This is a genomic window from Sphingomonas bisphenolicum, assembly GCF_024349785.1.
In the GTDB taxonomy this organism is placed as follows: Bacteria; Pseudomonadota; Alphaproteobacteria; order Sphingomonadales; family Sphingomonadaceae; genus Sphingobium; species Sphingobium bisphenolicum.
Genome location: NZ_AP018817.1, coordinates 3,169,691 through 3,196,096 on the forward strand (window position 1 = coordinate 3,169,691; position 26,406 = coordinate 3,196,096).

At 60.2% G+C, this 26,406-nt stretch carries 24 protein-coding genes, 4 pseudogenes and 1 other annotated feature; of the genes and pseudogenes, 13 read left to right on the forward strand and 15 right to left on the reverse strand.

The features are described 5' to 3' along the window. Nucleotides 1-26: 26 nt before the first annotated feature. The 7 genes from SBA_RS15740 to SBA_RS15770 are packed head-to-tail and all read left to right on the forward strand — an operon-like array spanning nt 27 to nt 6,307. Nucleotides 27-1,154 (forward strand): glycosyltransferase, encoded by a 1,128-nt coding sequence (locus SBA_RS15740; protein WP_261935099.1) that lies wholly within the window; start codon nt 27-29, stop codon nt 1,152-1,154. Continuing rightward, nucleotides 1,147-2,067: a glycosyltransferase gene (locus SBA_RS15745; RefSeq protein ID WP_261935100.1), complete on the forward strand. Its 921-nt coding sequence runs from the start codon at nt 1,147-1,149 to the stop codon at nt 2,065-2,067. Before SBA_RS15740 ends, SBA_RS15745 begins: the two co-directional genes overlap by 8 nt. Next, complete coding sequence (locus SBA_RS15750; RefSeq protein ID WP_261935101.1) at nt 2,064-3,107, forward strand: glycosyltransferase; 1,044 nt, start codon at nt 2,064-2,066, stop codon at nt 3,105-3,107. The genes SBA_RS15745 and SBA_RS15750 overlap by 4 nt, the downstream gene beginning before the upstream one ends. Continuing rightward, on the forward strand, nt 3,104-4,231 hold the full coding sequence (locus tag SBA_RS15755; RefSeq protein ID WP_261935102.1) for an acyl-CoA dehydrogenase family protein: 1,128 nt from the start codon (nt 3,104-3,106) through the stop codon (nt 4,229-4,231). Before SBA_RS15750 ends, SBA_RS15755 begins: the two co-directional genes overlap by 4 nt. Continuing rightward, entirely contained in the window at nt 4,225-4,881 is a 657-nt protein-coding gene (locus SBA_RS15760) for a PIG-L deacetylase family protein (protein ID WP_261935103.1), read from the forward strand. The genes SBA_RS15755 and SBA_RS15760 overlap by 7 nt, the downstream gene beginning before the upstream one ends. Next, nucleotides 4,878-5,468: a class I SAM-dependent DNA methyltransferase gene (locus SBA_RS15765; protein WP_261935104.1), complete on the forward strand. Its 591-nt coding sequence runs from the start codon at nt 4,878-4,880 to the stop codon at nt 5,466-5,468. The genes SBA_RS15760 and SBA_RS15765 overlap by 4 nt, the downstream gene beginning before the upstream one ends. Before the next feature lie 8 nt (nt 5,469-5,476). After that, nucleotides 5,477-6,307, forward strand: coding sequence for a glycosyltransferase family 2 protein (locus SBA_RS15770; RefSeq protein WP_315975780.1), 831 nt, complete (start codon nt 5,477-5,479; stop codon nt 6,305-6,307). 44 nt (nt 6,308-6,351) lie between these two features. On the opposite strand, the gene SBA_RS15775 is transcribed toward SBA_RS15770, so the two are convergent. Beyond that, nucleotides 6,352-6,804 (reverse strand): PA2169 family four-helix-bundle protein, encoded by a 453-nt coding sequence (locus tag SBA_RS15775; RefSeq protein ID WP_261935106.1) that lies wholly within the window; start codon nt 6,802-6,804, stop codon nt 6,352-6,354. 50 nt (nt 6,805-6,854) lie between these two features. On the opposite strand from SBA_RS15775, the gene SBA_RS15780 reads away from it, so the two are divergent. Together SBA_RS15780 and SBA_RS15785 are read left to right on the forward strand one after the other, a co-directional pair. Further along, a complete protein-coding gene (locus tag SBA_RS15780) occupies nt 6,855-7,181 on the forward strand; it encodes a hypothetical protein (protein ID WP_261935107.1) in 327 nt (108 codons plus the stop codon). A 442-nt stretch (nt 7,182-7,623) separates the two neighbouring features. Further along, nucleotides 7,624-10,176 carry an HWE histidine kinase domain-containing protein gene (locus tag SBA_RS15785; protein ID WP_390902347.1) on the forward strand — a complete coding sequence of 851 codons (2,553 nt, stop codon included), beginning with the start codon at nt 7,624-7,626 and terminating at the stop codon, nt 10,174-10,176. Between the two features lie 575 nt (nt 10,177-10,751). Here the strand turns inward: SBA_RS15785 and SBA_RS15790 are convergent. The 6 genes and pseudogenes from SBA_RS15790 to SBA_RS15815 form a co-directional block, all read right to left on the reverse strand. After that, nucleotides 10,752-11,126: pseudogene (locus SBA_RS15790) on the reverse strand (integrase core domain-containing protein); the annotation flags it as partial. A gap of 10 nt (nt 11,127-11,136) precedes the next feature. Next, nucleotides 11,137-11,888, reverse strand: a protein-coding gene (locus SBA_RS15795) for an IS5 family transposase (protein ID WP_261935108.1) whose coding sequence is annotated in 2 segments (ribosomal slippage) — nt 11,137-11,558 and nt 11,558-11,888 — 753 coding nt in all. Because the reading frame shifts where the segments join, the coding sequence is not laid out codon by codon here. Between the two features lie 55 nt (nt 11,889-11,943). After that, nucleotides 11,944-12,803, reverse strand: a pseudogene (locus tag SBA_RS15800) (IS3 family transposase); the annotation flags it as partial. Beyond that, nucleotides 12,406-12,522: a sequence feature (AL1L pseudoknot), on the reverse strand. (Overlaps the previous pseudogene by 117 nt.) A 53-nt stretch (nt 12,804-12,856) precedes the next feature. Then, nucleotides 12,857-13,374 (reverse strand): annotated as a pseudogene (locus SBA_RS15805) (IS5 family transposase); the annotation flags it as partial. Nucleotides 13,375-13,904: 530 nt separating this feature from the next. Then, nucleotides 13,905-14,864 carry an IS481 family transposase gene (locus SBA_RS15810; protein ID WP_261935109.1) on the reverse strand — a complete coding sequence of 320 codons (960 nt, stop codon included), beginning with the start codon at nt 14,862-14,864 and terminating at the stop codon, nt 13,905-13,907. Nucleotides 14,865-15,106: 242 nt separating this feature from the next. Next, entirely contained in the window at nt 15,107-15,385 is a 279-nt protein-coding gene (locus SBA_RS15815; RefSeq protein WP_261935110.1) for a hypothetical protein, read from the reverse strand. A 723-nt stretch (nt 15,386-16,108) separates the two neighbouring features. Between SBA_RS15815 and SBA_RS15820 the strand changes: the two genes are divergently transcribed. Together SBA_RS15820 and SBA_RS15825 are read left to right on the forward strand one after the other, a co-directional pair. Continuing rightward, complete coding sequence (locus tag SBA_RS15820) at nt 16,109-16,240, forward strand: hypothetical protein (protein WP_261935111.1); 132 nt, start codon at nt 16,109-16,111, stop codon at nt 16,238-16,240. Nucleotides 16,241-16,448: 208 nt separating this feature from the next. After that, nucleotides 16,449-16,664, forward strand: coding sequence for a GPW/gp25 family protein (locus SBA_RS15825; RefSeq protein WP_261935112.1), 216 nt, complete (start codon nt 16,449-16,451; stop codon nt 16,662-16,664). A 180-nt stretch (nt 16,665-16,844) separates the two neighbouring features. Here SBA_RS15825 and SBA_RS15830 read toward each other — a convergent pair whose 3' ends face one another. Together SBA_RS15830 and tnpB are read right to left on the reverse strand one after the other, a co-directional pair. Beyond that, the gene (locus SBA_RS15830; RefSeq protein ID WP_261935113.1) at nt 16,845-17,147 is read right to left on the reverse strand and encodes a hypothetical protein; all 303 of its coding nucleotides are present in this window, start codon (nt 17,145-17,147) and stop codon (nt 16,845-16,847) included. Nucleotides 17,148-17,270: 123 nt separating this feature from the next. Further along, nucleotides 17,271-17,450, reverse strand: coding sequence for an IS66 family insertion sequence element accessory protein TnpB (tnpB, locus tag SBA_RS15835; protein WP_261936760.1), 180 nt, complete (start codon nt 17,448-17,450; stop codon nt 17,271-17,273). Between the two features lie 195 nt (nt 17,451-17,645). Here tnpB and SBA_RS15840 point away from each other — a divergent pair. Both SBA_RS15840 and SBA_RS15845 read left to right on the forward strand, forming a co-directional pair. After that, nucleotides 17,646-18,691, forward strand: a pseudogene (locus SBA_RS15840) (IS3 family transposase); the annotation flags it as partial. 100 nt (nt 18,692-18,791) lie between these two features. After that, nucleotides 18,792-19,628 (forward strand): IS5 family transposase, encoded by an 837-nt coding sequence (locus SBA_RS15845; RefSeq protein ID WP_261934954.1) that lies wholly within the window; start codon nt 18,792-18,794, stop codon nt 19,626-19,628. Nucleotides 19,629-19,847: 219 nt separating this feature from the next. Here SBA_RS15845 and SBA_RS15850 read toward each other — a convergent pair whose 3' ends face one another. The 6 genes from SBA_RS15850 to SBA_RS15875 all read right to left on the reverse strand — a co-directional run bounded on the left by SBA_RS15850 (nt 19,848) and on the right by SBA_RS15875 (nt 26,208). Continuing rightward, nucleotides 19,848-20,357, reverse strand: coding sequence for a transposase (locus SBA_RS15850; protein WP_261935114.1), 510 nt, complete (start codon nt 20,355-20,357; stop codon nt 19,848-19,850). Nucleotides 20,358-20,525: 168 nt separating this feature from the next. After that, nucleotides 20,526-22,616 (reverse strand): EAL domain-containing protein, encoded by a 2,091-nt coding sequence (locus SBA_RS15855; RefSeq protein WP_261935115.1) that lies wholly within the window; start codon nt 22,614-22,616, stop codon nt 20,526-20,528. Between the two features lie 57 nt (nt 22,617-22,673). Further along, nucleotides 22,674-22,952, reverse strand: a complete 279-nt coding sequence (locus SBA_RS15860) for a hypothetical protein (RefSeq protein WP_261935116.1) — start codon at nt 22,950-22,952, stop codon at nt 22,674-22,676. 15 nt (nt 22,953-22,967) lie between these two features. Next, nucleotides 22,968-23,618, reverse strand: a complete 651-nt coding sequence (locus tag SBA_RS15865; RefSeq protein ID WP_261935117.1) for a TadE/TadG family type IV pilus assembly protein — start codon at nt 23,616-23,618, stop codon at nt 22,968-22,970. Beyond that, entirely contained in the window at nt 23,615-24,232 is a 618-nt protein-coding gene (locus tag SBA_RS15870; RefSeq protein WP_261935118.1) for a TadE/TadG family type IV pilus assembly protein, read from the reverse strand. The genes SBA_RS15865 and SBA_RS15870 overlap by 4 nt, the downstream gene beginning before the upstream one ends. Next, a complete protein-coding gene (locus SBA_RS15875; protein ID WP_261935119.1) occupies nt 24,229-26,208 on the reverse strand; it encodes a pilus assembly protein in 1,980 nt (659 codons plus the stop codon). The genes SBA_RS15870 and SBA_RS15875 overlap by 4 nt, the downstream gene beginning before the upstream one ends. Nucleotides 26,209-26,406 lie beyond the last annotated feature (198 nt).

Sequence of the window (26,406 nt, forward strand, 5' to 3'; positions counted from 1 at the left end):
TTTCGCCCATTCGCGCGCCCCGCTGCATGCGGATAGGCATCATCGCACATTTGAAGCATCCCATTGCCGAACCTTTTGCTGGCGGTCTCGAGATGCATACCCATTTGCTAGCCCGATCCCTGCGCAAGCGCGGTCATCGCGTGACGGTATTCGCCTCTTCCCGGTCCGACCCGGCAATCGGCGTGGAAGCGATCTGCGCGGAAACGGCGATGATGGCGGTCGGCACGACGGAAGCGATCGATGTCGCCTTCTTCCGGGAGCATCATGCCTATCTCAGCCTGATGACCGACCTGCGGCATCGCGACTTCGATATCATCCACAATAATTCGCTTCACTATCTGCCCGTGGCCATGGCCGACAGCCTGCCGATGCCGATGGTCACGACGCTGCATACGCCGCCTTTTTGTTGGCTTGAGAGCGGCCTGCGCCTGTGCGCGGCCCGCAACAATGCGGTGGTGGCGGTATCCCAGTCGGTCGCGACGCTATGGAACCATGTGACGCCCACGGATGCCGTCATATTGAACGGGATCGATCTCGCCAAATTCGCTTTCCGCGATCGTGCCGACCCGCAAGGCTATCTGGTCTGGTACGGCCGCATCGTTCCGGAAAAAGGCCTGCATCTGGCGATCGAGGCGGCGCGACGCATCGGCCTCCCGCTCCGGATCGCGGGGCCGATCCTGGACGAGGATTATTACAACACCTCGATCGCGCCAGCCCTGGGCACCGACGCGGTGCATGTCGGGCATCTGGCCCATGAGGATCTTGCCAAGCTGGTCGGCGGAGCGCGAGCATTTCTCTGCACGCCGATGTGGGACGAGCCCTATGGCCTGGTCGTGGCCGAAGCCCTGGCCTGCGGGGTGCCGGTGGCAGCGTTCGCGCGGGGCGCCATTCCCGAAATTCTCGACGCCCGATGCGGCGTTCTGGCGGTGCCGGATGACTTCGTCTCGCTCGCGGAAGCCGGATTGGCGGCATTGGCGCTCGATCGACGGGATTGCCGCCGACGGGCGGAAACATTGTGCGACGCCGAACGCATGGTCGACAGCTACGAAGCTCTCTACCGGCGGCAAATCGGCCGCGCGGAGCAACACACCGTCTCGAGACCAATTGCCATGCCTTTGCATCTGGGCGCTGAACGGGCCGCGTTGCATGGTTGACCTATGCGTCTGCGTACCGGCGCGCAACGAGGCGAACCGGCTGCCCATATTGTTTGGCGCGCTGGCGGCACAGACATGGCCGGGTGTCATTCCCATTTCCCTGGCCATCAACAACACGACGGACGACAGCCTTCTCGTCATTGACTTGGAGAAACGACGTCATGCCCGCCGGCTGGACATCAGGGTTGTGCAGGCGGAATTTCCGCCCGCGCAGGCGCATGCCGGATCAGCACGCAAGCTCGCTATGGATGCCGGTTTAGCCATAGCGCCCGCCGATCCAGGTGCAATCCTTGTTAGCACGGATGCGGATGCGCGGCCGCCGATCGAATGGCTGGCGAGGATCGTCGCCGCCTTTGATCGTGGAGCCGATCTGATCGGTGGACGGATCGAGGTCGATCCGAATGAGCCTCTTCCCGCATCCGTATGGCGTTTGCGGACTGCGTGGGATCGCTACTGGGAGACTGTCAGAGCGATCGAAGACAATATCGACCCGTTGCCCTGGGATCCGGCGCCGCGCCATGGCGATCATACCGGCGCCTCACTCGCGATGCGGGCTGGCCTTTATCGCGCCTGTGGCGGTGTGCCACCTTTGCCGACGGGCGAGGATCGCGCTCTGGTGACGGCGGCGCTCAAGACGGGCGCCCGGCTCGCCCATCCTGCCGATGTCTGGACATTCGTATCGCCCCGGCGGGACGGACGCGCGCAGGGGGGCATGGCCGACGCCATGCATCAGATGTTCGAAAGCGCCGAAACGGGATCGCCGCCGCTTGCCCCCGCCCTCGATCATTGGCGCGGCCGCGCGGCCTGGCGCAAGCGTTTGCGCGGGCGACCCGACGGCGACGCCCTGATCGCCCGGCGCGAACCGCTCCTTCCGCCCATGCCGCACGATATGGTGTTGGAGCTTTCCGCATGACGCGGCGGCCGATCGGTTATTATGTCCATCATCATGGTGCGGGTCACCTGGCGCGGGCGAACGCTATCGCGGCGGCGAGCGACTGGCCGGTCGTCCTGCTGGGTACCGGCATTGGCGACAGGGGGATCGACCTTAGCGACGATCGGCTGATACCGGGAGGGTTCGACGGGCTGGACGGCGCCGGTGACCGGCCAGAAGCGCTCCATTATGCTCCGCTCGATCATGAAGGCATACGATCACGAATCGCAAAGGTGAGCGAGTGGATCGCCGTCGCCCGGCCTGCGCTCATGGTGGTGGACGTCTCGGTCGAGATCGCGATGCTCGCGCGGTTGGCATCGGTGCCCGTCGTCTATGTCCGGTTGAACGGCGATCGGAGCGATCCGCCGCATGCCCAAGCCTTCGCCAGCGCCCATGCGCTGCTGGCGCCCTTTCACGAGACGTTCGAACGGTCTGAAACGCCCGATTGGGTGCGCGCGAAGACGCGCTATCTGCCGGGCATCACGCCTGTCCCTTTCAAAGCTGGCGTCGAAGCGGACAGGATATTGATTGTTGTAGGGCGTGGCGGCGTTCCGGGTAATAGCGCGTGGATCGCCGATGCAGCGCGTGCCTGTCCCCACAAGTCCTGGCGGGTGATCGGTCCGGTGACGCCGCCAGCCCGTTGCCCGTCCAACCTGATCTTCGCGGGATGGGTTGACGATCCGGCGAGCGAGATCGCGCGCGCCGCCTGCGTCATAGGCGCGGCGGGCGATGGACTGGTCGGCGCGGTGCTGGCGGCTGATCGGTCCTTCATCTGCCTGCCTGAAGACCGGCCCTTCGGCGAGCAGTTTGCAACGGCCCAAGCACTCGAAAGACTGGGTGCTGCGATTGTACTCAAGCAGTCGCCACAGCCGGTGGAGTGGCCGGATCTCATCGAACGAGAGGCGGCCATACCATCGGACGTGCGTCGGCGCCTGCATGATCCTTTGGGCGCCAAGGCGGCAGCGGTCTGGCTGGCGGCCCTGGCAGGGCGCTACATCGGCGAAAGGGCCGACGCCGCATGATCTCTTCGCCGCATCTGAAGGCCGCCCCGGACGGCCCGGCCGCCCGCGCCGCCGCCATCGCGCCCCGCCTTGCGGAACTGGGCGCCCGCTATGACGCCGCGCCCGTCTTTCCGGCCGACAGCATGCAATGCCTGGCTGCAGCCGGACTGCACCGCAGCTTCGCGCCCAATGCAAGCGGTGGCGCCGCCTATGCGGACGCTGTCGCCCGCGCACTCTGCCTGATGACTGTTCTGCGGATCGTGGGCCGTGCGGACCTCAGCGTAGGGCGACTGTACGAAGGCCATGTCAATGCGCTTGCCCTGTTCGACTGGTTCGGTTCGGTTGACCAACAGACCTCGCTCGGGCGTGCACTGGACCGCGGCGCTTTCTATGGCGTCTGGGCGACCGAGCCTGCCCCCGGCGTGCGGCTGCGGGAGCTGGACGGCCAGCAACTGCTCGAAGGCGCCAAATCTTTCGCGACCGGCGCCGGAGGTCTCGCCCATGCGATTGTCACGGCCCAGCCCCAACAGGGCCAGCGACGACTGGTGATCGTTCCGGCCAACGATCCCGCTCGCACCGACCTGTCCCACTGGCGGGTCCGGGGCATGCGCGCGACCGGAAGCGGCACCTATGACCTTACCCGCCTGCCTGTCCGGGCGGCGGACTGCCTGGGCCTGCCGGGCGATTATGACCTGGAGCCGCGTTTCACCACCGGTGCCTGGCGGTTCACGGCAGTCCAGTTGGGCGGGGTCGAGGCACTGCTCACGGAAACGCGCCTCGCCATGTCCGATGCCGCCCGGAGCGATCCGCTGCAACGCGCAAAATTCGCCGATGCGGTGGCGGCGACGCGCACCGCCTATCTCTGGGTCCGCGAATGCGCGTTGCGGGCGGCGCGTGAAGATGCCGATGGTCCGGCCTTTGCCCGGATGACCCGCGGCATCGTCGAGCGTGCCGCGCTCGACGTCATGGAACTCGCCGCGCGCATTATTGGCACGCGCAGCGCCATGGATGGGCAGCGCGTCGACAAGATCATCCGGGATTTGAGTCTCTATCTCCGGCAGGGCGGCCCCGATCATGCGCGGGACGAAGCGGCGCTGGCATGGCTCGACCATGACGCCTGGGGCGCGGACGATGCTTTATGGTGAGGATCGCCCGACAGCCACTGCGCTGGCTCGTGCTCGCGCCGCATCCTGACGACGAGACGCTGGGCGCGGGCGCGCTGATCGCGCAGACCGCTAAGGCGCGCCTGTTCGCCGGCCTTGTCTATCTGACGGACGGGTCCGGATCGCATGCCGACCTGAGCGTCGCGCTGGTGCATCGGCGCAAGCGTGAAGGGGCGGCCGCGCTCCAGCGCCTGACGGGCACGCGCGCTCAGCCGCCGATCCACCTGGGGTGGAAGGACGCCGCACCCGCCCAGCCGGGCAGCCGGGAATTTGATCGCGCAGCGCGCGCGCTGGCCGCCATTTGCCGCCGCCGCCGGGTCGATGCTCTGGCGGTCACAGCCCTGCACGAACCGCATTGCGACCATGAAGCGGCCGCGCGCCTCGCCTATGCCGTCCGGGACATCGTCGGACGCCCCCTTCTGATCGCCGAATATCTGGTCTGGGCCGAAGCGCCCGCCGCGCCGGCATGCCTTGCCATTCGCACAGCGCCGATGCTGATTGGCCAAAGGCGCCATGCCCTGGATGCCCATCGCAGCCAGCTGACCGCCGCGCACGGTCCCGGTTTTCGCTTGCCGTCGGAGCGTCGCCGCATGCCCGCCAGCGATGTGCTTTATCTGAGGAGGTCGATGTGACGCGACATGAGGCGAGCCTGGATGCAGACTATTTCGAAGGGATGTTCCGGGGAACCGACGATCCGTGGGATCTGGAGAGCAGCGACTACGAACGAGAAAAATATGCGCACACATTGCTGGCGCTCGGCTCCCGTCACTATGAACTGGGCTTCGAAGTCGGATGCGCCAAAGGCGTGCTGACACGGGGACTGGCCGAGCATTGCCGGGCGCTGCTGGCGATCGACATTAGCGAAACGGCGTTGAAGGCGGCTCGCGAACGGTGCGAGACGTTCGATCAGATATCCTTTGCTCGCATGGCTTTCCCAGACGAGGCGCCGCTCGGCAGCGCGTTCGACCTCATCATCCTGTCCGAAGTGGTATATTATTGGGATGATGGTGACATAGGCCGAGCGGCGGAATGGATCGACACGCATCTTGCCGAGGGCGGCGACTTGCTGCTGGTCCATTGGACCGGGGAGACAGACTATCCCCAGGGCGGGGACGAGGCCGTGGCGAAAATGCGCGATGCCCTTGACGCGCCCCTCCTGGTCGTCGCGGCGGAACGACGCGACCGTTATCGCCTCGATCTTTGGCGGCACGCGTCATGAGCCTCAGCGTGCTGACCATCGTCAAGGATCGGTCGGGCCATCTGGCGCAGTTGGTCGAAGGTCTCGGGCGAAGCCAGGTCCCGCCGCGGGAGCTGATCATCGTCGATATGGGCAGCCGCGTTCCTGTCGTTGTAGAAAGCATGCATTTCCCAGTTCATATTCTGCGGCTGACGCAGGCCGGCCTGCCCCTTGCGGCGGCACGTAACGCGGCGGCGCGATCAGCAAGCGGCGATACGCTGCTGTTTCTCGATGTAGACTGCATCCCGATGCATCGGTTGATAGATACCATCGCAGCGCTTGCCCTCGATAAGGACGCGCTGATTTGCGCCGAAGTCCTGTATCTTGGCCCCGACGATGCGCGCAAGGACTGGGATGAGGGCGACCTGATGGCACGGGCAACGGGCCACCCGGTCCGTCAATTTCCCGCGCGCGGATTTCGCGTGGAGGAGAATGCCGGGCTTTTCTGGTCGCTGGTCTTTGCCATCCGCCGTTCGCGCTTTTCTGCTCTAGGCGGTTTTGACGAAGCTTTTACTGGCTATGGCGCCGAAGACACGGATTTTGGTTTCCGCGCAAAACAGGCCGGCCTGCCACTGCTGTTCATGGGTGGCGCCGGCGCCTTCCACCAACATCATGATAGTTTCGATCCGCCGGTGCAGCAGCTGGCGGACATCGTCCGGAACGCTCGCCTGTTTTACCAGCGCTGGAAAGTCTGGCCCATGGAGGGCTGGCTTGCGGCTTTTAAGGAGATGGGCCTCATTGCCCGTGCGGGCGACAGGATCACGCTGTTGCGTCAGCCCACTATTGACGAAGTCGCCCAGGCGCGCGTCCGGCCCGACTGATAAGGGTCCGTCGAAAAACGGCGGGGTTCCCCCGCCGCTGATCGTCAGCCTTCCATCGAGTGCTTGATGTCCCGCATCTCGTCATGGCCGGCCTTGACCGACGTATAGCAGGTTTCAATGAGGTCGCGCACGGCAGGCGACAGTTCCATGTCGCCCAAGGCATCCTCGAACTTGGCTTTGATATGGTCTTCGCCCGCTTCCACCTCATTGATGATTGCCTTGTCGTCGCTGCCCGTTACCGCGGACTTCAAGTTGAGGAACATCCTATGGGCGCCTGCCAGCACGGTGCCGTCGTCCTCCGGGTCGCCGCCTAGAGCCGTTACCTCCTGCTGCAGACGAGATGCGATCTCGCGGCGCTCACCAGCACGGCTGGTGAACAGCGCACCGAAACGGCTGTTCTCGCTGTCCTTGGCCGCCTCGGTATAGCCGTCCACGCTGTCTAGCGTGGTAGCGATCAGGCCGTTGAGCGTGGATATATCGTGACTGGTCTCGGACATGCTGTTTCCTGTCGTAGATAAAAGGAATGCCGCCGCAGGGACACGGCCACATGGTCCAACAACGATGGGCAGCAGCGAAAGTCGCAAGAAAATTGCCGCGATTGATCTTCATTAACTTGATTTTCTCTCAGTCGGGCGGGGCCTGGATATCTGGCTCACCAGACACAGTGGGCAAACCCCATCGAAACGTGCACGTCGAAAACCACAGCAACACGGGCATGATCGTCGGCATTGTCCTAGCGCTGGCTGCGGTTGCCGTCGCACTGCTTTTCGTAACCGGCTTTTGGAGCGCGGACGTCAAGGGCGGCGCTTTGCCAAAGGTCGATGTGAAGGCTGAAGGCGGCGCACTTCCCGATGTCGATCTAAACTCCAAATAAGTCGTCTTGGGGACAAAAAATACCACGATCGACGTACCCAAAGTTAAAAATGAAAAGAAAAAAATCGACGTCCCTACCGTTGGGTTATTGCGGACGGCACGAAATAACTATGGATCATTTTTAACTTACAGACCTCACGTGGTGGCGAGGCCTGTATCCATTATCCTACTGATGTTTTGCTAAATTAAGACGCTTATAAGCAGCGAAACAAGAGATATGAATTATTAGATTTTTATTTCTGCAGCCTTTGCTATGGTTTTGTGTGGAGTTCGGTTCAGCTCCATATGCCGGGGTTGACCCTCTATCGGTTCAGGAGCGAATTTTCTGAAGCAAGTCTCATGAACAGGTTGCACAAGCGCAACTGTATATGCATTTGCGACGTTTCGAAGGGAGCGGGGCACCCCTTTCCGATGGCTTGGCCATCCTATGACACAGGATCAAAGTGGCTGAATTCGAAAAGGTCGATCTGACAAATTGCGATCGCGAACCCATTCATCTCCTCGGCGCCATCCAGACACCTGGATTCCTGATTGCGGTCAGCACCGACTGGATCATCGCCAGAGTATCGAAAAACATCCGTGACCTGCTGGGCCATGACCCAGAGGAACTGATCGGCACGCCGCTCCCGGGCTATGTGCCCGCCGCGCTGCTGCACGACCTGCGTAACAAGATTTCCTATCTTTCGGACCCCGATATGGTGGAGCGTCTTTTCGGCTGTCAGATCGGCACCTCCGGGCAGCCATATGACGTTGCCATGCATTTTTCCGGGGGCCAGATCGTCATCGAAGCCGAACCCGGCATGCCGGGGGGCGGCGATTCCACCAATGCCGTCCGCGCGATGATGTCCCGCCTCGATCGCGCCAAGGATTTGAAGACCTTCTACAAGGAAGGCGCACGCCAGGTCCGCACGCTCCTCGGCTATGACCGGGTCATGGTCTACAAATTTGCCTCGAACGGCGCGGGCGAGGTGGTCGCCGAAGCCACCAAGCCAGGCATCGGCAGCTTTCTGGGGCTTCACTACCCGGCGAGCGATATCCCCCGGCAGGCCCGGGCGCTCTACAAGCGCAATCTTGTCCGTGTGATCCGCGACGTCAATCAGGAGCCCGTGGGGATCGTGCCGGAAATCGACGCGACGGGTCAGCGCCTCGACCTCTCCCTGTCCATCCTGCGGTCCGTCTCGCCCATCCATATCGAATATCTCAAGAATATGGGTGTCGAAGCGTCCCTCTCTATCTCGATCATCGTCGATGACGAGCTGTGGGGTCTCTTCGCCTGTCACAATTATGCGCCCCGCGCGCCCACGTTCGAGCGCCGCTCGGTGTGCGAACTGTTCGCCGAGATGTTTTCCATGCGGCTGGAATCGCGCGAGCGCCGCCTGATCACCGACTATGAACGGCGCGCACGCGACATTTCGGACCAGCTACTCGGGGCCGTGGCGTCGGACGAGACGCTGCTTAACGACCCCGACTGGCTCGGCGACATTATGACGAGCGCGATTCCTGCGGATGGCGTGGGCATCTGGATCAACGGCAATTATGCCTTTTCCGGCTCGACTCCGCCTACCGAGGATTTCCGCCGCATCATTCGCGCGCTCAACGGACTGGCGGCGGGACGGGTTTATACCACCGATCATATCGGCAGCCTCATCGAGCGTGCCCGCGGCTTTGCCAAAGAAGCGGCTGGTTTGCTCGCGATCCCCATCTCGCGGTCGCCGCGCGACTATGTCGTGCTCTTTCGTTCGGAGCTGAAACAATCGGTGCGCTGGGCTGGCGATCCGCACAAGCCCGTCGAATATGGCCCGAACGGGCCACGTCTGACGCCGCGCGAGAGCTTCGCCGAATGGCAGGAGGAAGTCGATGGCCATGCCGAACCGTTCGCGCCTTCAGAAATCCGCGTCGCGGAGACCCTGCGCGCGACCCTGATCGAGGTGGTGCTAAGACTGGCCGACGAGGCGGCGGCTGAGCGGCGGCAATCGACGGCGCGCCAGGAGATGTTGATCGCCGAACTCAACCATCGCGTCCGCAACATCCTCGGCGTGATCCGCGGACTTATCCGCCAGTCTCAGCCGGACAATGAGGAAGTCCGCGACTTCGTGAAGCTGGTCGATGGCCGTATCCATGCCCTCGCCCGCGCCCACAACCAGATCACCGACGACCATTGGGGACCGGCTCCACTCGAAGCGCTGATCGAGGCGGAGGCCGCCGCCTTCGCCGCCACGCGTCAGAGCGCCATCATATCCAACGGCAGTCCCGTCCTTTTGAATCCGCAAGCCTATTCGACCATGGCGTTGGTGATCCATGAACTCGTCACCAACTCCACCAAATATGGCAGCCTGTCCGGTGAGGGCGAGGTCCATATCAATTGGTCTCGCGATCACAAAGGTGATCTCGTCCTGATTTGGCATGAGGTGGGCGGGCCGCCCGTGTCTCCGCCTAGGCGCAAGGGGTTCGGCACCACGATCGTCAATCGCTCCGTTCCCTATGACTTGGGCGGGCATGCGACCATCGACTATGCATCCGATGGCGTTCGGGCGGAATTCTGCATTCCCGCCCGGCATGTTTCCGAACCCAAATCCTATGATGCGCCCAATATCCGCATCTCGCGCAAGCCTGTCTCCAGCCAGCAGCCGGTCGATCCCGACCTTTTGGGACGTAAAACCGTGCTATTGGTCGAGGATAGCCTCATCATCGCGCTCGACGCGGAGGACATACTGGACCGCTTCGGCGCAGCGGTCGCGACCGCATCCACTCCCGAGGCCGCGCACGATATCCTCGACAAGGAGCGCGTCGATTTCGCAATATTGGACATCAATCTAGGCGACCAGACCAGCTTCGGCATCGCCGATCGGCTCAACGAATTGGGCATCCCCTTCTTTTTCGCCTCTGGCTATGGCGAGCAGGCGAACCTGCCGATGGAGCATCGCTCGGCAACAGTAGTGCAAAAGCCTTACACGACACACAATATCGCCAAGACAATCGATGATCTCTTCGGCTGAACCTGCTTCTGCAATGATAGGAACAGCTACCATTGCTATCGGCCAATCAATTGCCCCGCCCCTTATCTCATGAAGGTGTATCCCCGATAATCGCTAGGTGAGCAGACTGGCTGCTGGCTTCCGGAAATCGGCAGGCAATCCTCGCTCAGTTTTTCCGAACGAAATTACTCAGTCTGAGTATCAGCTTGATACCTGTCGCTGATAACCTCGCCGTCCGGCAGTTCTTGGACACTCAGCGAATAATTTGGCAAGCCAGCAGGATGATAAGGGCCGCGACTGCGCCAGCAACCAACGGAAATAGCTCAACTTTCAAAGCGCGCCGAGGCGAAAGCTTTCCCTGTGCCTGAGTCCGCCTCCATCGCCGGCCCATCACCCCCGAAGTTGCGGACAACCTCGCGCGGCCTATCACTCGCTTTTGCAGCCTTGACCATGCAAGGTAGCCATCCTGTAACATTATTGGGGCTGGATTAGGTTATTATCGGTTGGCACACCAGTAGCGAGATAGGAGATACTACGATACCGCGCACGGCGGGAACTGAACCGCGCCGGGTCTATCGGAGGCATTGGGTTGTGAGTCACGCTGCCATATCGATGTTGTCTGCGGCAGCATAATATTGATCTTCGGCTTCGGCAGGCGGGATGTTGCCGATGGGTTCCAGCAGCCGACGATGGTTGAACCAGTCGACCCACTCGAGCGTGGCATATTCAACGGCTTCGAAGCTGCGCCACGGCCCGCGCCGGTGGATCACCTCTGCCTTGTAGAGGCCATTGATGGTCTCGGCCAAAGCGTTGTCGTAGCTGTCGCCGACGCTACCGACCGAAGGTTCGATCCCGGCCTCGGCGAGGCGCTCGGTATACTTGATGGACACGTATTGCGATCCACGGTCGCTATGATGGATGAGGCCGCCCCGATGGGTCGGCTGGCGATCATGAAGCGCCTGCTCTAAGGCTTGTGGGGATTCACCGGGAATTGATGACGGCTGCAGCGAGGTGGATCATGGCCTCGAAGCTGCGATCGGTTTTGCAGGCGCGCATGGCGATACGCTTGAATTCCTTGAGTTTGCAGAAGAAGTTTTCGATGAGGTGGCGCCACTTGTACATTTCGGCGTCGAGCGGGATGGGTCTGGCGCGTCGCGGGTGCTGCGAGATGACGATTTTTGCACCCCGCTCGTTGAGATCGGCGACGATATCGTTGCTGTCGAAAGCCTTGTCAGCGAGCAGTGCGCCGAACTTGATGCCGTCGATGAGTGGAGCAACGCCAACCGTGTCGAAGCGGTGGCCGGGCATCAAGCGGAAGCGGACAAGGTTGCCCAGCGCATCGGTCAAAGCCAGGATCTTGGTCGTCATGCCTCCTTTGGAACGACCAATGGCCTGGCTCTGAGTCCCCCTTTTGCGCCCTGGCCGTGCCGGTGAACCTTGACGATGGTGGCATCGATCATGGCGTATTCCATGTCGGGTTCATCCGACAGAGCATCGAAAATCCGCTTGAAAACATCGGCTTCCCGCCAATCGCGAAATCGGCGGAATGCCGTGCTCCAATTGCCGAACATCGCCGGTAGGTCGCGCCATGGACTTCCAGTGCGGACAATCCACAGCACTGCCTCCACGAACAGCCGGTTGTTTCTGCCGCTGCGTCCGGGGTCGGTGATCTTGCCCAGACAGTGCGGTTCCATCTGCGCCCATTGGGCGTCCGTCAGTACAAAGCGATCCATCCAGAGTGTGAATCACAACTCCAGCAAAAGGGGAATCCTAAATCCCCACAGCCCTTAGGGCATCGAGGACAAAGCTGGCATGGGCCGTTCTGCTGGCCCGCCAACCGACGATCCGTCTGGCGTAGGTGTCGATAACGAAGGCGACGTAGACGAACCCCGACCAGGTTGCGACGTAAGTGAAGTCCGACACCCACAGCATGTTCGGCGCTGGCGCGTAAAACCTGCGGTTGACGTGATCGAGCGGGCACGGCGCCGCCTTGTCGCTGATGGTCGTGCGCACCGGCTTGCCCCGGATCACCCCTGCCAGGCCCATCTCGCGCAGCAACCGCGCGACCGTACAGCGGGCGACCGGAAAGCCTTCCCGCACCATCTGCCGCCAGACCTTGCGCACGCCGTAGACCGCGAAGTTCTCGGCGAACACGCGCGCGACCTCAGGCTTGAGGGCCGCATCCTGCCGTGCTCGCGCCGACAGGCGTGTTGGATCCTGTCGCTGCGCGACGCGCTCGTGGTAGGTGGATGGGGCGATCGGCAGCACGCGGCAGATCGGCTCGACCCCATAGGCATCGCGGTGATCATCGATGAACGCGATCATCGCTTGAACGGGCGGTCGAGCTCCGCCTGCGCAAAATATGCCGACGCCTTGCGGAGAATCTCGTTGGCCTGACGCAACTCGCGAACCTCGCGCTCCAGCGCCTTCACCTTGTCGGCAACCTCGGTCGGGACACCAGCGCGCTTGCCGCTATCGACCTCGGCATTCTTCACCCACTCATGCAGCGTCTGCGGAACGCAGCCGATCTTCTCCGCGATCGACACCACAGCTGCCCAGCGGGAGGGATAATCGCGCTCATGATCGGCCACCATCCGCACCGCACGCTCGCGCACTTCCGGTGCAAACTTGTTCGTCGTCTTGCTCATACAGGCTCCACCTTCTCAGGAGTTGGAGCCTCCGGCAAACCCGGCGCGGTTCAGTCAGCGTCATAAGCCTTGTCCGCCAGCACGATGGTGTGGGGGCCAAGATGGTCGAGCAGCGTGTCCGCGACCTGCCCGTCATGAGCTTGGCCAGCGGTCAGGCCGAGACGGATCGGGAGCCCCTGCGCATCGACGACCGCGTGGATTTTGGTCGTAAGTCCACCTCGGGAACGACCGAGACAATGATCTCGATCCCCCTTTTTGCCGTCGCGGCCTGTTGGTGGACGCGAACGGAGGTGCTGTCGATCATTTGGATGTCGCCGTCATGGGCAGCGGTGACGGCGTCCATCATCCGGTCCCAGACACCAGCCTTCCCCCATCGCACGAAGCGATTGTAGCATGTCGTGCGCGGCCCATAGCGCTCGGGCAAGTCGCGCCACGGCGCACCGGACCGCAGCACCCAAAAGATGCCGTTCAGAACGCGCCGATCATCGACGCGCGGCACTCCTCTGGATTTGTTGGGCAACAGCGGCTCGATCACGCGCCATTCGAAATCGGTCAGATCATATCGGCTCATGCCGATGCTGAATCAGATTCAGGGGCAGATGTAATCCACCAAACGGATTTTCGCGTTATCCCGTGCATTCATCGAGAGATTTGTGTTGATAGTCGCGAAGGAGGCCTTCCTTTCCTAAGGCAACGCGAACCACTGGTCCCGCGCTCGTATGTAACACACGATAGAAGCGGTCTTCCGAAGGCGTAAAAATCAAACGGCCATCAACGATGGCCGCGTCCATTGGCACACGAAGCACTGTTCCGACTTTTGGCAGTTCGTAACGATAGGACACACCCTTTCCGTCACCGGCAAATTTCACGGTAGAAGCATCGATGACAAACCACGGCGCATCTGGGGCGACGTAACAACCGAGAATAGGGCTAGGGTCTTGGGCGGATGGCTCAGGAAAACTCGGACTGCACGAGCCCGCAAGCATTGCGAATATGAGGCAATAGGCGATGCGCGATATCATGCCCAATGAATAGCCCCTCTTGCGCGATCATCAATAACGATCCGCCACGTTCGAGTGATGCGATTTATGGGTTCACGACCTAGTTGTTCAGTCCCGGCATCTGGTGGATCGGATTAACGATGAATCGGTCTGGCTCTGAAGTCCAGGTTTTTGTGATGTATTCGTATGGTGTGAGGCCGCTGAGCGTCTTGAGCCGCCGCGCGAAGTTATAGGCGGCCATGAAGTCTGCAAGGTGCGTGCGCAATTGCTCGTGGCTTTCGTAGTGGAAGCGTTTGACGGTCGCCTCCTTGATGGTGCGATTCATCCGCTCGACCTGGCCGTTGGTCCATGGATGGTTTGGCTTGGTGAGCCGATGCTCGATGTCGTTGGCTTCGCAGATCATGTCGAAGCGCATCTGACGCGAGAACGCTGTGTTGCGGTTGCGCGGCTGGTCAGCGAACTGGATGCCATTATCCGTCAGGATCGTGTGAATACGATAGGGAACGGCTTCCAGCAGGTGTTCGAGAAACCCCCACGCCGTTCGCCGATCAGCTTTGTCGGCGAGTTGGGTGACAGCAAACTTGCTGGTGCGGTCGATGCCGACGAACAGGTAGAGCTTGCCTTCGGCAGTCTGCACCTCGGCGATGTCCATGTGGAAGAAGCCGATCGGATAGCGTTTGAAGCGTTGACGCTTGGGCTTGTCACCTTCGATGTCTGGCAGACGAGAGATGCCATGCCGCTGGAGGCAACGGTGTAGGGCCGACCGCGTTAGATGCGGTATCGTCGGCTGCAAGGCGTAGAGGCAGTCGTCCAGGGGCAGCAGTGTGTGTCGCCGGAACGCGACAACCATCGCCTCCTCGGCTTCGGACAAAATGGTGGAATGAGGGGCCTTCGGCCCGGTCTTCAAATCCTCGACGGTTGCCCGCTTGCGCCACTTCGCCACAGTCTTGGGGTTGATCCCCAGTTCCCGGCTCAGCGTCGCGAGCGAAGCTTGCGATCGCTGTATTGCTGCTCGGACGGCGTGCGTCATCGTGGCGCTCCCGTGACGTACTTGCCCCATAATGCTTCCTTCCATTCCAACAAAAGGATCGCACCATCAAACCGTGGGATCAAACACCTAGTAGGAATTGTGTCAGGGGAAATGGGGCTGTAGCCTCGCAGCGCACCCATCAATGCGATGTCCACAAAAACGGCCCCGCCATTTCTGACGGGGCCTGCGGGTGCGGATGATCGCGGGGGACAGGGGTTTCATCCGATGCTGAAAAAACGGATTACCCCGCAACCTCTTCCATAGACGCTGGATTATTCCTCGCCATTATCCTTCACGCCGACGGTCGGGACGTCGATCTCTTCCCTCTTGGTGCCGACGACAACTTCCTTGCTGTCCACATCGACCTTGGGAAGCGCTCCGCCCTTCACGCTGACTTCCGGCATGTCGCCTTCCTTCACATCAGCTGACCAAAATCCAGTCGCGAACAGTACGCCGACAATTGCCAGTGCGACGATGAGCACAATTGCAATCGTTCGTCCTGCTCCGCTCCTTTTAACGACCACCCGGTCGTCATAACGATGATCGGCCATCACATCCTCCTCGATTATGGTGCAGGAGGAAACGAGAGGCGAAACTTTCTGTTCCGGACGGGCAATATTTCAGTAACCGATCAAGCGTTCCGAGGACTGGATCAGTTGGACGTCGAATATTCGTTCCACGCTCTGCCTGTTGAAGGCACCAAGCTGAATGGCTCGCCTGTCGCCTTTTCCGCTGTGGCCGCAAGAAGGCGCTCAACGTCCGTCTCGCCCTCATTCGCCATCGCAATCAGGGCGTCAGCGGTATGGTGATCCGTCGTCAGGATAGCCAGCCTCCGACAAAGGGCGACGCGCCCCCGCATTCTGGCGATCAACTCCTCCTGGTTCATCGATCTCCTCACTCTTGAACTCGTGCGACGCTCATAATCAACGCGCGAGGCCTGAGTTTCCTTCCGCGAACATTGGCAGTCGCCAACTCCCTGTTCAAGCTGTCCCCTGGTGCATGGCCCCCTCTATATGGACAGGCGGCTACTCCATATCCGTCCCCAAGTGCCCCCAGCCACTTGCCGTCATGGTCGCGGCCATGGCCTGTTCTCTCGATCCCGAAGCCCCCGCCGGCGAAGTGCTGCGCCTTGGCACGATCGCCTCCGTCGATCCGCCAATGCGACGTGCACCGTGCGCAGCGGCGACATCCTCACCGGCGACCTGCCTTGAATCGCCCAGCGCGCCGGCAGGGTGCGCTGCTGGTCGCCGCCCACCGAGGGCGGACAATGTCTGTTGCTCGCGCCCGAAGGCGACCTAGCCAATGGCCTGGTCATTGTCGGCCTCTATTCGAACGTCTATCCGCCGCCCTCGACCTATCCCAATGTCAACCTGATCCAATATGATGACGACGCGGTCATCGGCTAAGACCAAGCCGACCACCTCCTGACCGCTATCCTGCCGGAACGCGGGACCGTGCGCGTGGAAGCGAGCGCCGGCATTGAGATCAAGGGACCGGTGCGGGTGGATGGCGACATCAGCGCCACCGGCGAGCGAAGGCGGACGACATCATCCCGCGCGATCATATTCATGACAAGGTCCAGTCGGGCGGCAGCCTGTCGGGCAAGGCCCAGCCATGAGCGCGATGCACCGCAGCAGCGTCATCGTGATCGACGGCGACGGAGATATCCGCCAGTCGGTCAGCGACATCCTCTCGACCGAGATCGGCACGCTGGTCGGCCGCCGCGACTATGGCTCGCTCGTCCCCACCCTGATCGACAAGCCCATGACCGGGCCGAACATCCTGCCCCTGTTCGCCGCCGTCCTGGCGCTCGCCTGCTGGGAGGATTGAATCCGCGTGACCCGCGTCAGCCTGGTCGCGGGCGAGCGCGCCGGTTCGGCTGCGCTGGCGATCGACGCCCGACGTAAGGGCGCAGCCAGCAACGCCAGCCTCTCCCGCATCGTCCTGCCCCTCATCGCCAAGAGAAAGGTCCATCCATGGCTAACACGACGTTCAAGCATGGCATCAGCGTTACCGAAGTGTTGAACGGCGCGCACGCTGACAGTGGTCAGCACCGCGGTCATAGGCCTCATCGCCACCGCGTCCGACGCCGACGCAGATATCTTCCCGTTCGATACGCCGGTGCTGATCTCGGATGCCGAGACCGCCATCGGCCAGGCCGGCGTCGTGAACGCTCGTCCGCTCGCTGCGCGCCATCGCTGCCATCACCCGCCCGGTCATCGTCTTCGTGCGCGTGGCAGAGGACGAGGATGAAGCCGAAACTGCCAGCAATGTCATCGGCACGGTCGGCGTCGATGGCTCGCGCAGCGGCATGCAGGCGCTTCTGACCGCCGCGTCGCAGCTGGGCTTCGTCCCGCGCATCCTCGGCACGCCGGGCCTTGAGACCCAGCCAGTTACCAGCGCGCGCGCGTGGTGGAAGAAACTGCGCGGCTTCGTTTATGCCCGCGCGATCGGCGCGACCATCCCGTCCCACCAGATCAGCTTGACCCGATCGGCACGCTTGGCCCGGAAAACGTAAATCACGCCGGAAAATGCATCGCCGCCATGATCGGCGCTCACCAACGCGGCCAAGGCGTCCGGCCCTTTGCGAAAATCCACCGGGCGCGTCGCTACCATCACGCTGGCGCCAACTCCTGGTCCGATCATCGGGTCGCCATAAGGGCTTCAATTACTGCGGCGATGAGGCCGGCAACGGTGCCACGGCCGATCTTCACTGCCGCGCTGTCAGAGGTGGCCTGGCAAAATTGGACAGTGGGATAAGTGGATTTTCTGCCTGACGGCGGCCAGTATGGCCGCGAGACAGGAGCAGAGATGAGCAAACGACCCCGCCGGAACCACAGCCCGGCATTTAAGGCGAAGGTGGCATTGGCTGCCGTGAAGGGCGAGAAGACGCTGGCCGAGTTGGCGCAGCAGTTTGACGTGCATCCCAACCAGATCACGCAATGGCGCGGGCAGCTTCTGGAAGGGGCCGCTGGTGTGTTCGGCAGCGAGACGCGGAACGACACTGCCGAGCCGGTGATCGACGTAAAGACGCTGCACGCCAAGATTGGCGAACTGACGCTGGTGAACGATTTTTTGTCAGGCGCGCTCGGCAAGACGGGTCTGTTGCCGAACGCAAAGCGATGATCGATCGTTCGCACAGCTTGCCGCTCGCGCGGCAGGCCCGGACGCTTGGGATCAGCCGGGGCAGCGTCTATTATCTGCCCAAGCCGGTTTCGGCGGCTGATCTGACAGTCATGCGGCGCATCGACGAATTGCACCTGGAATTTCCATTCGCGGGTAGTCGGATGCTGCGCGATCTGCTGCGGCAGGAAGGCATCGAGATCGGCCGCCAGCATGTCGCCACGCTGATGAAGAAGATGGCGATCGAAGCGATTTACCGTCGCCCGAACACATCGAAGCCGACACCAGGGCACAAGATTTACCCCTACCTATTGCGCAAACTGCCGATTATGCGGCCCAACCCGGTCTGGGCGACCGACATCAGCTACATCCCGATGGCGAAGGGGTTCGTCTATCTGGTGGCCATCGTTGACTGGTTCAGCCGGAAGGTCCTGGCTTGGCGGGTGTCGATCACGATGGAGGCCGACTTCTGCGTCGAGGCATTGGAGGAAGCGCTCGCGCGCTTCGGGAAACCGGAGATTTTCAACACCGACCAAGGCAGTCAGTTCACTTCGCTTGCCTTCACCAGCGTGCTGCACCGGGAGGAAATTGCCATCAGCATGGACGGGCGGGGCGCATGGCGCGACAATGTGGTGGTCGAGCGCCTGTGGCGCTCGGTGAAATACGAGGAGGTTTATCTCCGCGCCTACGCCGCAGTCAGCGAAGCCCGGGGATCGATCGGTCGTTATCTAAGTGTCTGATCCGAAATTAAGGTGAGTGGTATCAGCAGGTTAGCTTGACGGCGTGACCTGTCATTGATTCATGGGTTTTGCGAAAAACTACCGAGGATCAACGATGTGGACCGATACCACTCGCGCGCTTCATGCGCGACGCGGGCTGATTTTGCCAAGTGATTTGACGAATGCCGAGTGGTTGGTGCTGGAACCGCTGCTGCCATCAGCCTCGCATGTGGGGCGGCCCCGCAAATGGCCGATGCGCCGGATTGTCGAAGCGATGCTTTACCTGCTGCGTGGTGGCTTGCCATGGCGGATGCTGCCCCCATGCTTTCCGCCGGTCTCGACGGTGCGACGCTGGTTTTACCTCTGGCGCGACAACGGCCTGTGGCTGACGATGAACCATGTGCTGCTCATGGCTTCGCGCGAGATGACAGGCCGCGAGGCCTCTCCGTCGGCGGGTGTGATCGACAGCCAGAGCATCAAAACCACGCAAAGTGGTGGTCCTTGTGGCTATGACGCTGGCAAGAAGGTGAAAGGCCGCAAGCGCCATATCCTGACCGACACCGAGGGAAACCTGGTGCATGCCGTGATCCACACCGCTGACATTCAGGACCGCGATGGTGCGCCGATGGTGCTGCGCGAAATCATCGGGCGCTTTCCGTGGCTGCGGCACGTCTTCGCCGATGGCGGCTATGCTGGCGACAAACTCAGGGGGGCTCTGCGGCAAATGGGGAAATGGACCGTCGAAATCATCAAGCGATCAGACACGGCCAAAGGCTTTGAGGTGCTGCCCCGCCGATGGGTTGTCGAACGCACGCTGGCATGGCTCAACCGGAACCGACGCCTCGCCAGGGACTTCGAGCAAACCATCGCATCGGCAACCGCGTGGCTCTTCATTGCATCCATTCAACTCTTCACCCGCCGCATCGCAAGGGCATCAAATCACGCCGGATAATTATGAATCAGACACTTATACAAACGACGCATTACAAGGGCCGCAAAGTCTGCCAGGTAGTTTGAATCAGGCTCTAAGCTTTTACAACGCGAAGAGGCCGCACTCGAGCCTTGGCGCCAAGACCCCGGACCAAGCATATTTTGACAACCTGCCCGTGGCGATGGCAGCATGAATATGCCCGCCGATATGGGGCGTCACTCCGGTCGGGCTACGCCCTCCCTATATGACGCCCCATATCGGCAGTGCGAGCAAACAACCGGCAGATGATCCACTTATCCAATGCCGATCGCTGTTCAGACCCACCCGGCCACCTCTGTCGACCTCCAGCTCGACCGCGCTGCCCTTTGCACGCGCCTGCTTCCGCGGGCGCTTCGCGGGAGCAGGTTTGATCAACAACCGCTCCTCGATAATCGCGGGGACGAACGCGGACGCCATCGTGGGGGCAACTGGCAGCGCAACGCCGCGGGCCTCCATCTGCTGGCGCAGCTGCCGCCGCCAGGTGAACAGCTGCGATGGGCTAAGGCAGCGCCGACGGGCAACGGCGCAGACCGTCTCCTGCTTGGAATAGCTCTCTGCGATGATCGCGGCCTTCACTTCGGGCGCCCAGTCCCGCCGCCGGCCGGCTCCGGTGAAAACCTCGAACCGCTGAACGTTACTGGTGCAAGCATCGTCACATGGCATCGTCAAAGCACCAGCGTCCTCCATCCTGATCAGGAGGTGCAGACTCACGGCTACACTTTACGTCCGCAAGGTGGGGCCGCCGCCCCACTTACCCAGCCTTTGCTCCTTAAGTGCAGACCTTCCTCTTTTCCGGCAGCCGCAGCCCAAAGCCTCCGTTGAGTGAATTTTCAAAGGAAAGTGGCCACGCGCAAGAAGATAAAGGCTGCAGACAACTCGCTATCGTCTATTTAGAGTTCTTGGGTCAAGCCGCACCTTATCAGCATATAAGTCACTGCTGTCTTTAGAGAGGTATTCGGGAACGAACGCTTTAAACGAGGCCTTGGACTTGGAGAGTAATATTTCCTCAATGTCGATAGGCTCCATGAATTTTAAGCCAGCCCGTCCATCTTTGATCCAGCGTACATCCGCATCGAGAGGTTCTAAAAGACCAATCTCTAGCGATACCACTTCGCCGATCTGCAATGGCAGGCTGGTTTCCACCATGGCCCCAGTACATGAGATATTACGCAGCCGAACTGCTTCGCTTGTAGCACGCGCCGTTATTTGCCCCGCTCGTATAAGGCGACGGCGCTCGGCCCGATCATTGCGGTGACCGCTGGCGGCAGAGCCATTACCTTGAGCGCGGTTCATCGCAGAGTAGGCGTCCATCGGACGACCATATATATAGCCTTGGATTAGCGTGCATCCCAGTTCGCGGACGAGGGCCAGCTGATCCTCGGTTTCCACCCCTTCTGCCGTTGTAATCATGCCAAGATCATTAGCCAGGCCGACAATGGCCTTAATGATAGGAATATTGTTGCTTCCCCGGAGGGTTGCCCCCTTGATGAAAGACTGATCAATCTTGATTTTGTCAAAGGGGATCGTCTTAAGGTACCCAAGGCTGGAATAGCCTGTGCCAAAATCATCCAGCGCAATCTTGACGCCTAGCCCTTTCAAGGTCGCGATGGCAGCGCGCGTTTTCGCGGTGTCGTTGAGTAATGCGCCTTCCGTAATTTCAAGCTCCAGCCTGTCTGCGGGCAAGCCTGCATAAGCCAGCGCGCTGGTCACCAATGTCGGGAGTGCCTGACTTGAAAATTGAACGGGAGAAATATTGACAGCAACGCTTACCGAACTGGGCCATTTCGCGGCTTCGATGCAAGCGGTGCGCAATACCCATTCGCCTAACTCATTAATGAGGCCGGATTCTTCGGCGATCGGAATAAATACCGCAGGAGACATGACCCCGCGCACGGAGTGGGTCCAGCGAACCAGCGCCTCGAACCCCACCAAAGCATTAGATTGTGTATCAATTACAGGCTGATAAGCGAGATGAAACTCGCCTCTTTCCAAAGCCCTTTGCATGTCCTCTTCGATCTGCTGCCGCAGCAGCGCCTGCTCGTGCATTTCCGAAGCAAAAAACCGATAGGTGCCTTTACCCGCCGCTTTTGCGGCATAAAGAGCAAGGTCTGCATCTCGGATCAAATCAATAGCAGACCGGTGGTCGTAATCTGAGGTAGCAATCCCGATAGAGGTGCCGATCGTGATCAACTGTGTTTTGATGATGTAGGGTTGGGACAGGGTGTAAATGATATCTGCCGCGATAGTCGAAAGAATATCTTCTTCGCAGATATCGGCAAATACTAACTGAAACTCGTCGCCGCCAAGACGACCGACTTGCCCTCTTCCAGCGACGGTATTTACCAAACGCTCTGAAACGGCCTTCAGCAATTGGTCACCCATGAGGTGGCCGAATGTGTCGTTGACGAGTTTGAACCGGTCGAGATCCAATATCATCGTGGCACATCGTTGTTTGCGATGAGCGCACGAGACGAGGCTATTTTCCAGCGCCTGCCGCATCGTCTCCCGGTTCGCAAGACTGGTGAGGGAATCGAAGCGGGCCAGTTGCAGAAGTTTGATTTCGGAATTCTTCTGATCGGTGAGATCGACCGCAAAGCCGACAAACCCACAATATCGACCAGCTTCGTCATGATAGGGTCCGCCGGTGAGCGACCACCAAAGATCGTCGTCCCCCTTAGCCTTCAGGACCAGCCCGTCGAACGGGATGCGAGATGCGATATAGAAGCTGAGGCTTCGCTCCGACGCTTCCTCCGCGAGACTGATGTCGCTATCAACCAGATCAGACAGGTTAGCCGGATAGACGCCAAAAGTTGCCATGGTGCTACTTATCTTCGCGCTGAGATAGGAAAGAGAGCCGTCTCTATGCGTCGCCCAGAACCACCCTTTGCCCTTTTCTTCATATTTGGCGAGCAAGCGCGCCGCCTGGCTTTCCGCCAGCCCGGCGTCTCCAGCGCCGATGAAACGGCTCAAGCGCACGCGCACGCTCCCTGATCAGGAGTGCGCCAACGGCCACGAAAGAATGCCCGCTTAGCCATCCGGCTGAAACCGATCGTCGATCACCTTACCGCCCAAGGCGTCAGCGCGGGGAATCGGATTGGATGGCGGGAGTACGGAAAAGGTCACACGGGGACTCGTATCGGCGTTGTACGATGCACCGGACTCGTTGATAGCTGATGAAGGAGACTGAGCCGCGGCAGTATTGGCAACTAAGGCTGGCGACGTGGCTTGCCCTGTGCTGGTCGACTGGTCGACCGCTGCGATGATTAGCACACCCACCCCCAATGCCACATAGATGAACTTATCCATGGTTTCGCCTATCTTTCAGCATGTCGATGGAACGACATTTTCGTTGTTGTATATGCCGTTTGAGCCACCGCCATAATCTCTCTGATCGCGCACGGTCATGGCAGCGACGGCGGTGATTTGATTCTGTGGAATGAAGAGACGCGCTATAAGAGGCTGATAGTCGTAGGCTATCTCTACGAACATAAGCGCGCCATCATCAGGCGCAGTTGCGGTTTGCCCACCCACGGTGATCCCGGTCAGGTTGCTATCGCCGGACCGCCCATAGGAAGATGGCCAATTTTTGCTGCCGCGGCACCGTTGCCACCTGATCCGATATCGGTTGGTCGGGTTAGGATTGGCCACGGGTTCGATGCTGCTCAGGATGACCCGGCCTTTGCCGTAAAGATCAAGACGGCCGCCCTGAAGGTTTGCGCCGGTCAGAAGATCGTTGATCTGCGCCTCAGTGATCTGCTTGTTTGCGAGAACAGTGCCGGTGCCGATGCGGGCCGCATTATCCGCCACGTGCAATGCAAGCTGGCTGATCCGCATCTTAGTGGTGACGAAATTTGTAAGTTCCGCTCCGGTAAAAGCGATAGCCGTCATCAGCGGCAAGGCGAGGCCGAACTCCACTACGGCAACAGCCTTGGATTCACGCGCGAGGCGCCTGAAGAGCGCAGCGATATTCATGCGCAATGCCCCACAATCGGGCTTCCATATGCGCCTTGCTCTCCGAACGGCTGGTTTTCCAGCACTGTCCGGGCTTCAACGGTCACATTCTCCGAAAGTCCTACCAGCTTCGCGATCGGCAAGAGACGCGGATAGGTCATCGTCACGGTATAGACCACATCATCTTTGGCCCCGCCCTGCCCGTTGTCGCCCCCATCTCGATCCCAAACCGTGTTGCGATTGTCGTCCTGGAAGGGTTCATCATTGTCGCAGAGCCCGTTAGCATTAATGTCCTGAAACGCTTCGGCTGTCGCCTGTGCTGCCTTGGTATAGTCGCGGAAGTAGCGACGCGTAAAGGTAACGGTCGAATTAGCGGCCAGAAGCTGGACCCGTTCACGCACGGCCGCGTCCAGAAGCTGCTGCTGAACGTCTACTTTTCCGCTTTCAAGCGTGGCGTCCCGCGCGCTTTTCTGCACAGTGCCCTGCAACACGGACTGCACGTACAAGCTGTGCCCAAGGTCCATGAAGCCGAGCAACGTTGTCACGAATACGGTAGCAATCAGGCCGAACTCGACGATCGTGGCGCCCGCCTCTTCTTTAATCAATCTGCAACCATGGCCTTGAAGAGCGATCATTTCGTCAGCCTCAACTGAGATATTTCATCCGCAATCTGCTGAAAGTTGGAAATTAGCGTGGCGCTGTTAGCAGCTACATAGAAACGGTTTGGCGACGCACAGGACTGAAGCAACGCCTGTGCCCCGGAACTGACACCCGACCCGAAGGAGATTACCCACAAGGTGATATTCTTCGATTTGATAGCCGAGCACAGAGCCTTGGTGCGTTCGTTGACAACAGAGGTGAGGACATTGGAACTCGGCCCTGCATTGCTACGCGTCTGTCGCCTGTCCCACCAGCCAATTCCATGGGCGGTATAGCCTTGATTACTCGTAACCGTGTCGCCGTCGGTCATAAATACCAGATGGCGTTCGATCTCACCGCCGGTGGGTGTGAACGCATTTTCCGATTCGAACAGACCGGTCGGGGACATAAGCCGCGCCCCCCAAAGTAGGCCAATATCATGGTAGGTGTTGCCGTTCGGGTATAGCGTGTTCACGTAGGATTCGAACGCGTTAGCGGAGGAATAGACCTTGAGCTTCGATGCCGACGTGGGACAGGCGTAGGTGTAGTTTCGACTAAGGTCCGAACTCGTCTTGACCTTTGCAGTCGTCCAATTGCCGGCGCTATCATAGCGGCCCCATACAAGATCCGGCAGGAGCGGACGCCATTTGCTGGCATCCGACCCATTAGGGACAAGATCAATGTTCATATCGAGGGCGCCGGCGGGGATCGGGCTGAACTCGCCGGTCGGATCGTCATCGCTGTTCTGATATGTCTGGCGTTCCTCGATGCAGCCGTCCCAACCGATCGTAGCAGTCTGGCCGAATGCGCCAACAGGCGCTGTAATGCCGGTGCTCCAGCTACTTCCTCCAGCTTTTAGGCCGGACACGTTGAACGTCAGTTGATCATATTCATATTCCTTGAAGCCGGTGGTATCGGTACGTTGATAATTTCGCTTCAAATAGCCGCTGATATAGCGCCGCTGTAACTGGCACTTCCCGCTGACCATCACGCCTTGATAGTTGTAATAGCGGCCATCCTGATTGGTGGACCAGCTGACCACCCGGCTGGCACCGCTCCCGCTTACGCTTTCATTGTAGGGCGCGCTTTCAGTCCCGGTCATTTCGGTTGAATCGGCTGGTATTTTTCCCGCGCAGCTCGTACCACTGGCGCTTCCGAAATTCTCCCAAGCGCTCCAGTTCATGTTGTAAGGGATTTGTTCTGCAGAAACGACTTCAGCCTTGCCCTCCTTATAGCCGTCTACATCAACCCCTCCCGCCATCTTCGCCTTGCGCGACTGATAGAGCGCGCTATCGACCATCCAGTCGTTGCGCAGCAGGCGTCCGACATTCACGTTCGACGAATAAGGGACGAAGCCGAAGCGCAATTGCACGTCATTGTTGCGGCTGCCGGTCGGATTACTCCCACAGTCAGCGGAGGTATCGACCTTCGCCAAGGCTTCATAGAAGCATTTGACCGCCTTTTTCAGGCCATTGATCTTGGTGTCGCTGTCGCCTGCATTGATCGATGCCATCGACCCCGTCGTGTCGAGAACGAACATCACATCCGTGTTGGGTATACGCATTTCCGCGTCGCATGTGACCGCAATCGTTTTGGTGGATTGACCGAATATCACCATAATCGTCATCGGGATGGTGACTGAAGCTGTACCCGTCACCTTGCCCTGATTTTCGATGAAGTTTTTGGACAGGGTGCTCGACCCGTAGGAGCCTGGCACGTAGTTGATGTTGAAGATGCCTTCGGCCGTGGTGCGCGCCTTGTCGCCATTAGCGTTCCAAGCACCGCCAGCCATCTGCTTGCGCCCCGCCAGCGCTCCCGCGTCGCAGGCGTGCTGAAGCCGCGTTTTGACGAGATATATGCGCGCCATATCGACGCCCCCGCCAATAAAGCCCAGCAAGGGAATAAATCCAGCAGCGACCATCACGAGAACGTTGCCCGCTTCGTTCTCGCGCAAGCGTTTAAGAAAACCCATGAATGCCCTCCAGAAGATGCATCCATAACGGATCAAGGTTTAGATAGAATTAAGTCTATGACTTTTTTGTTTAATCCAGGTTAGCGCCTTCTGCTGGAAAGGCCTCAATCTCACAGCGCATCTATCTCAACCAAGTTTTTTGTTACGTTATCGAAGCAAATTGCTAGGCTAATTGTCTTGGTGGAACCGGCACGGTTG

Coding starts and splice junctions, on each gene's coding strand:
- SBA_RS15740 (WP_261935099.1), top strand. CDS start 27: ATGCGGATAGGCATCATCGCACATTTGAAGCATCCCATTGCCGAACCT.
- SBA_RS15760 (WP_261935103.1), top strand. CDS start 4,225: ATGGTGAGGATCGCCCGACAGCCACTGCGCTGGCTCGTGCTCGCGCCG.
- SBA_RS15830 (WP_261935113.1), bottom strand. CDS start 17,147: ATGCCGCTGCGCGAGCCATCGACGCCGACCGTGCCGATGACATTGCTG.
- SBA_RS15775 (WP_261935106.1), bottom strand. CDS start 6,804: ATGTCCGAGACCAGTCACGATATATCCACGCTCAACGGCCTGATCGCT.
- SBA_RS15745 (WP_261935100.1), top strand. CDS start 1,147: ATGGTTGACCTATGCGTCTGCGTACCGGCGCGCAACGAGGCGAACCGG.
- SBA_RS15780 (WP_261935107.1), top strand. CDS start 6,855: ATGGTCCAACAACGATGGGCAGCAGCGAAAGTCGCAAGAAAATTGCCG.
- SBA_RS15865 (WP_261935117.1), bottom strand. CDS start 23,618: ATGAATATCGCTGCGCTCTTCAGGCGCCTCGCGCGTGAATCCAAGGCT.
- SBA_RS15810 (WP_261935109.1), bottom strand. CDS start 14,864: ATGGGGCAAGTACGTCACGGGAGCGCCACGATGACGCACGCCGTCCGA.
- SBA_RS15860 (WP_261935116.1), bottom strand. CDS start 22,952: ATGGATAAGTTCATCTATGTGGCATTGGGGGTGGGTGTGCTAATCATC.
- SBA_RS15750 (WP_261935101.1), top strand. CDS start 2,064: ATGACGCGGCGGCCGATCGGTTATTATGTCCATCATCATGGTGCGGGT.
- SBA_RS15815 (WP_261935110.1), bottom strand. CDS start 15,385: ATGGCCGATCATCGTTATGACGACCGGGTGGTCGTTAAAAGGAGCGGA.
- tnpB (WP_261936760.1), bottom strand. CDS start 17,450: ATGGTAGCGACGCGCCCGGTGGATTTTCGCAAAGGGCCGGACGCCTTG.
- SBA_RS15875 (WP_261935119.1), bottom strand. CDS start 26,208: ATGGGTTTTCTTAAACGCTTGCGCGAGAACGAAGCGGGCAACGTTCTC.
- SBA_RS15845 (WP_261934954.1), top strand. CDS start 18,792: ATGTGGACCGATACCACTCGCGCGCTTCATGCGCGACGCGGGCTGATT.
- SBA_RS15870 (WP_261935118.1), bottom strand. CDS start 24,232: ATGATCGCTCTTCAAGGCCATGGTTGCAGATTGATTAAAGAAGAGGCG.
- SBA_RS15825 (WP_261935112.1), top strand. CDS start 16,449: ATGAGCGCGATGCACCGCAGCAGCGTCATCGTGATCGACGGCGACGGA.
- SBA_RS15755 (WP_261935102.1), top strand. CDS start 3,104: ATGATCTCTTCGCCGCATCTGAAGGCCGCCCCGGACGGCCCGGCCGCC.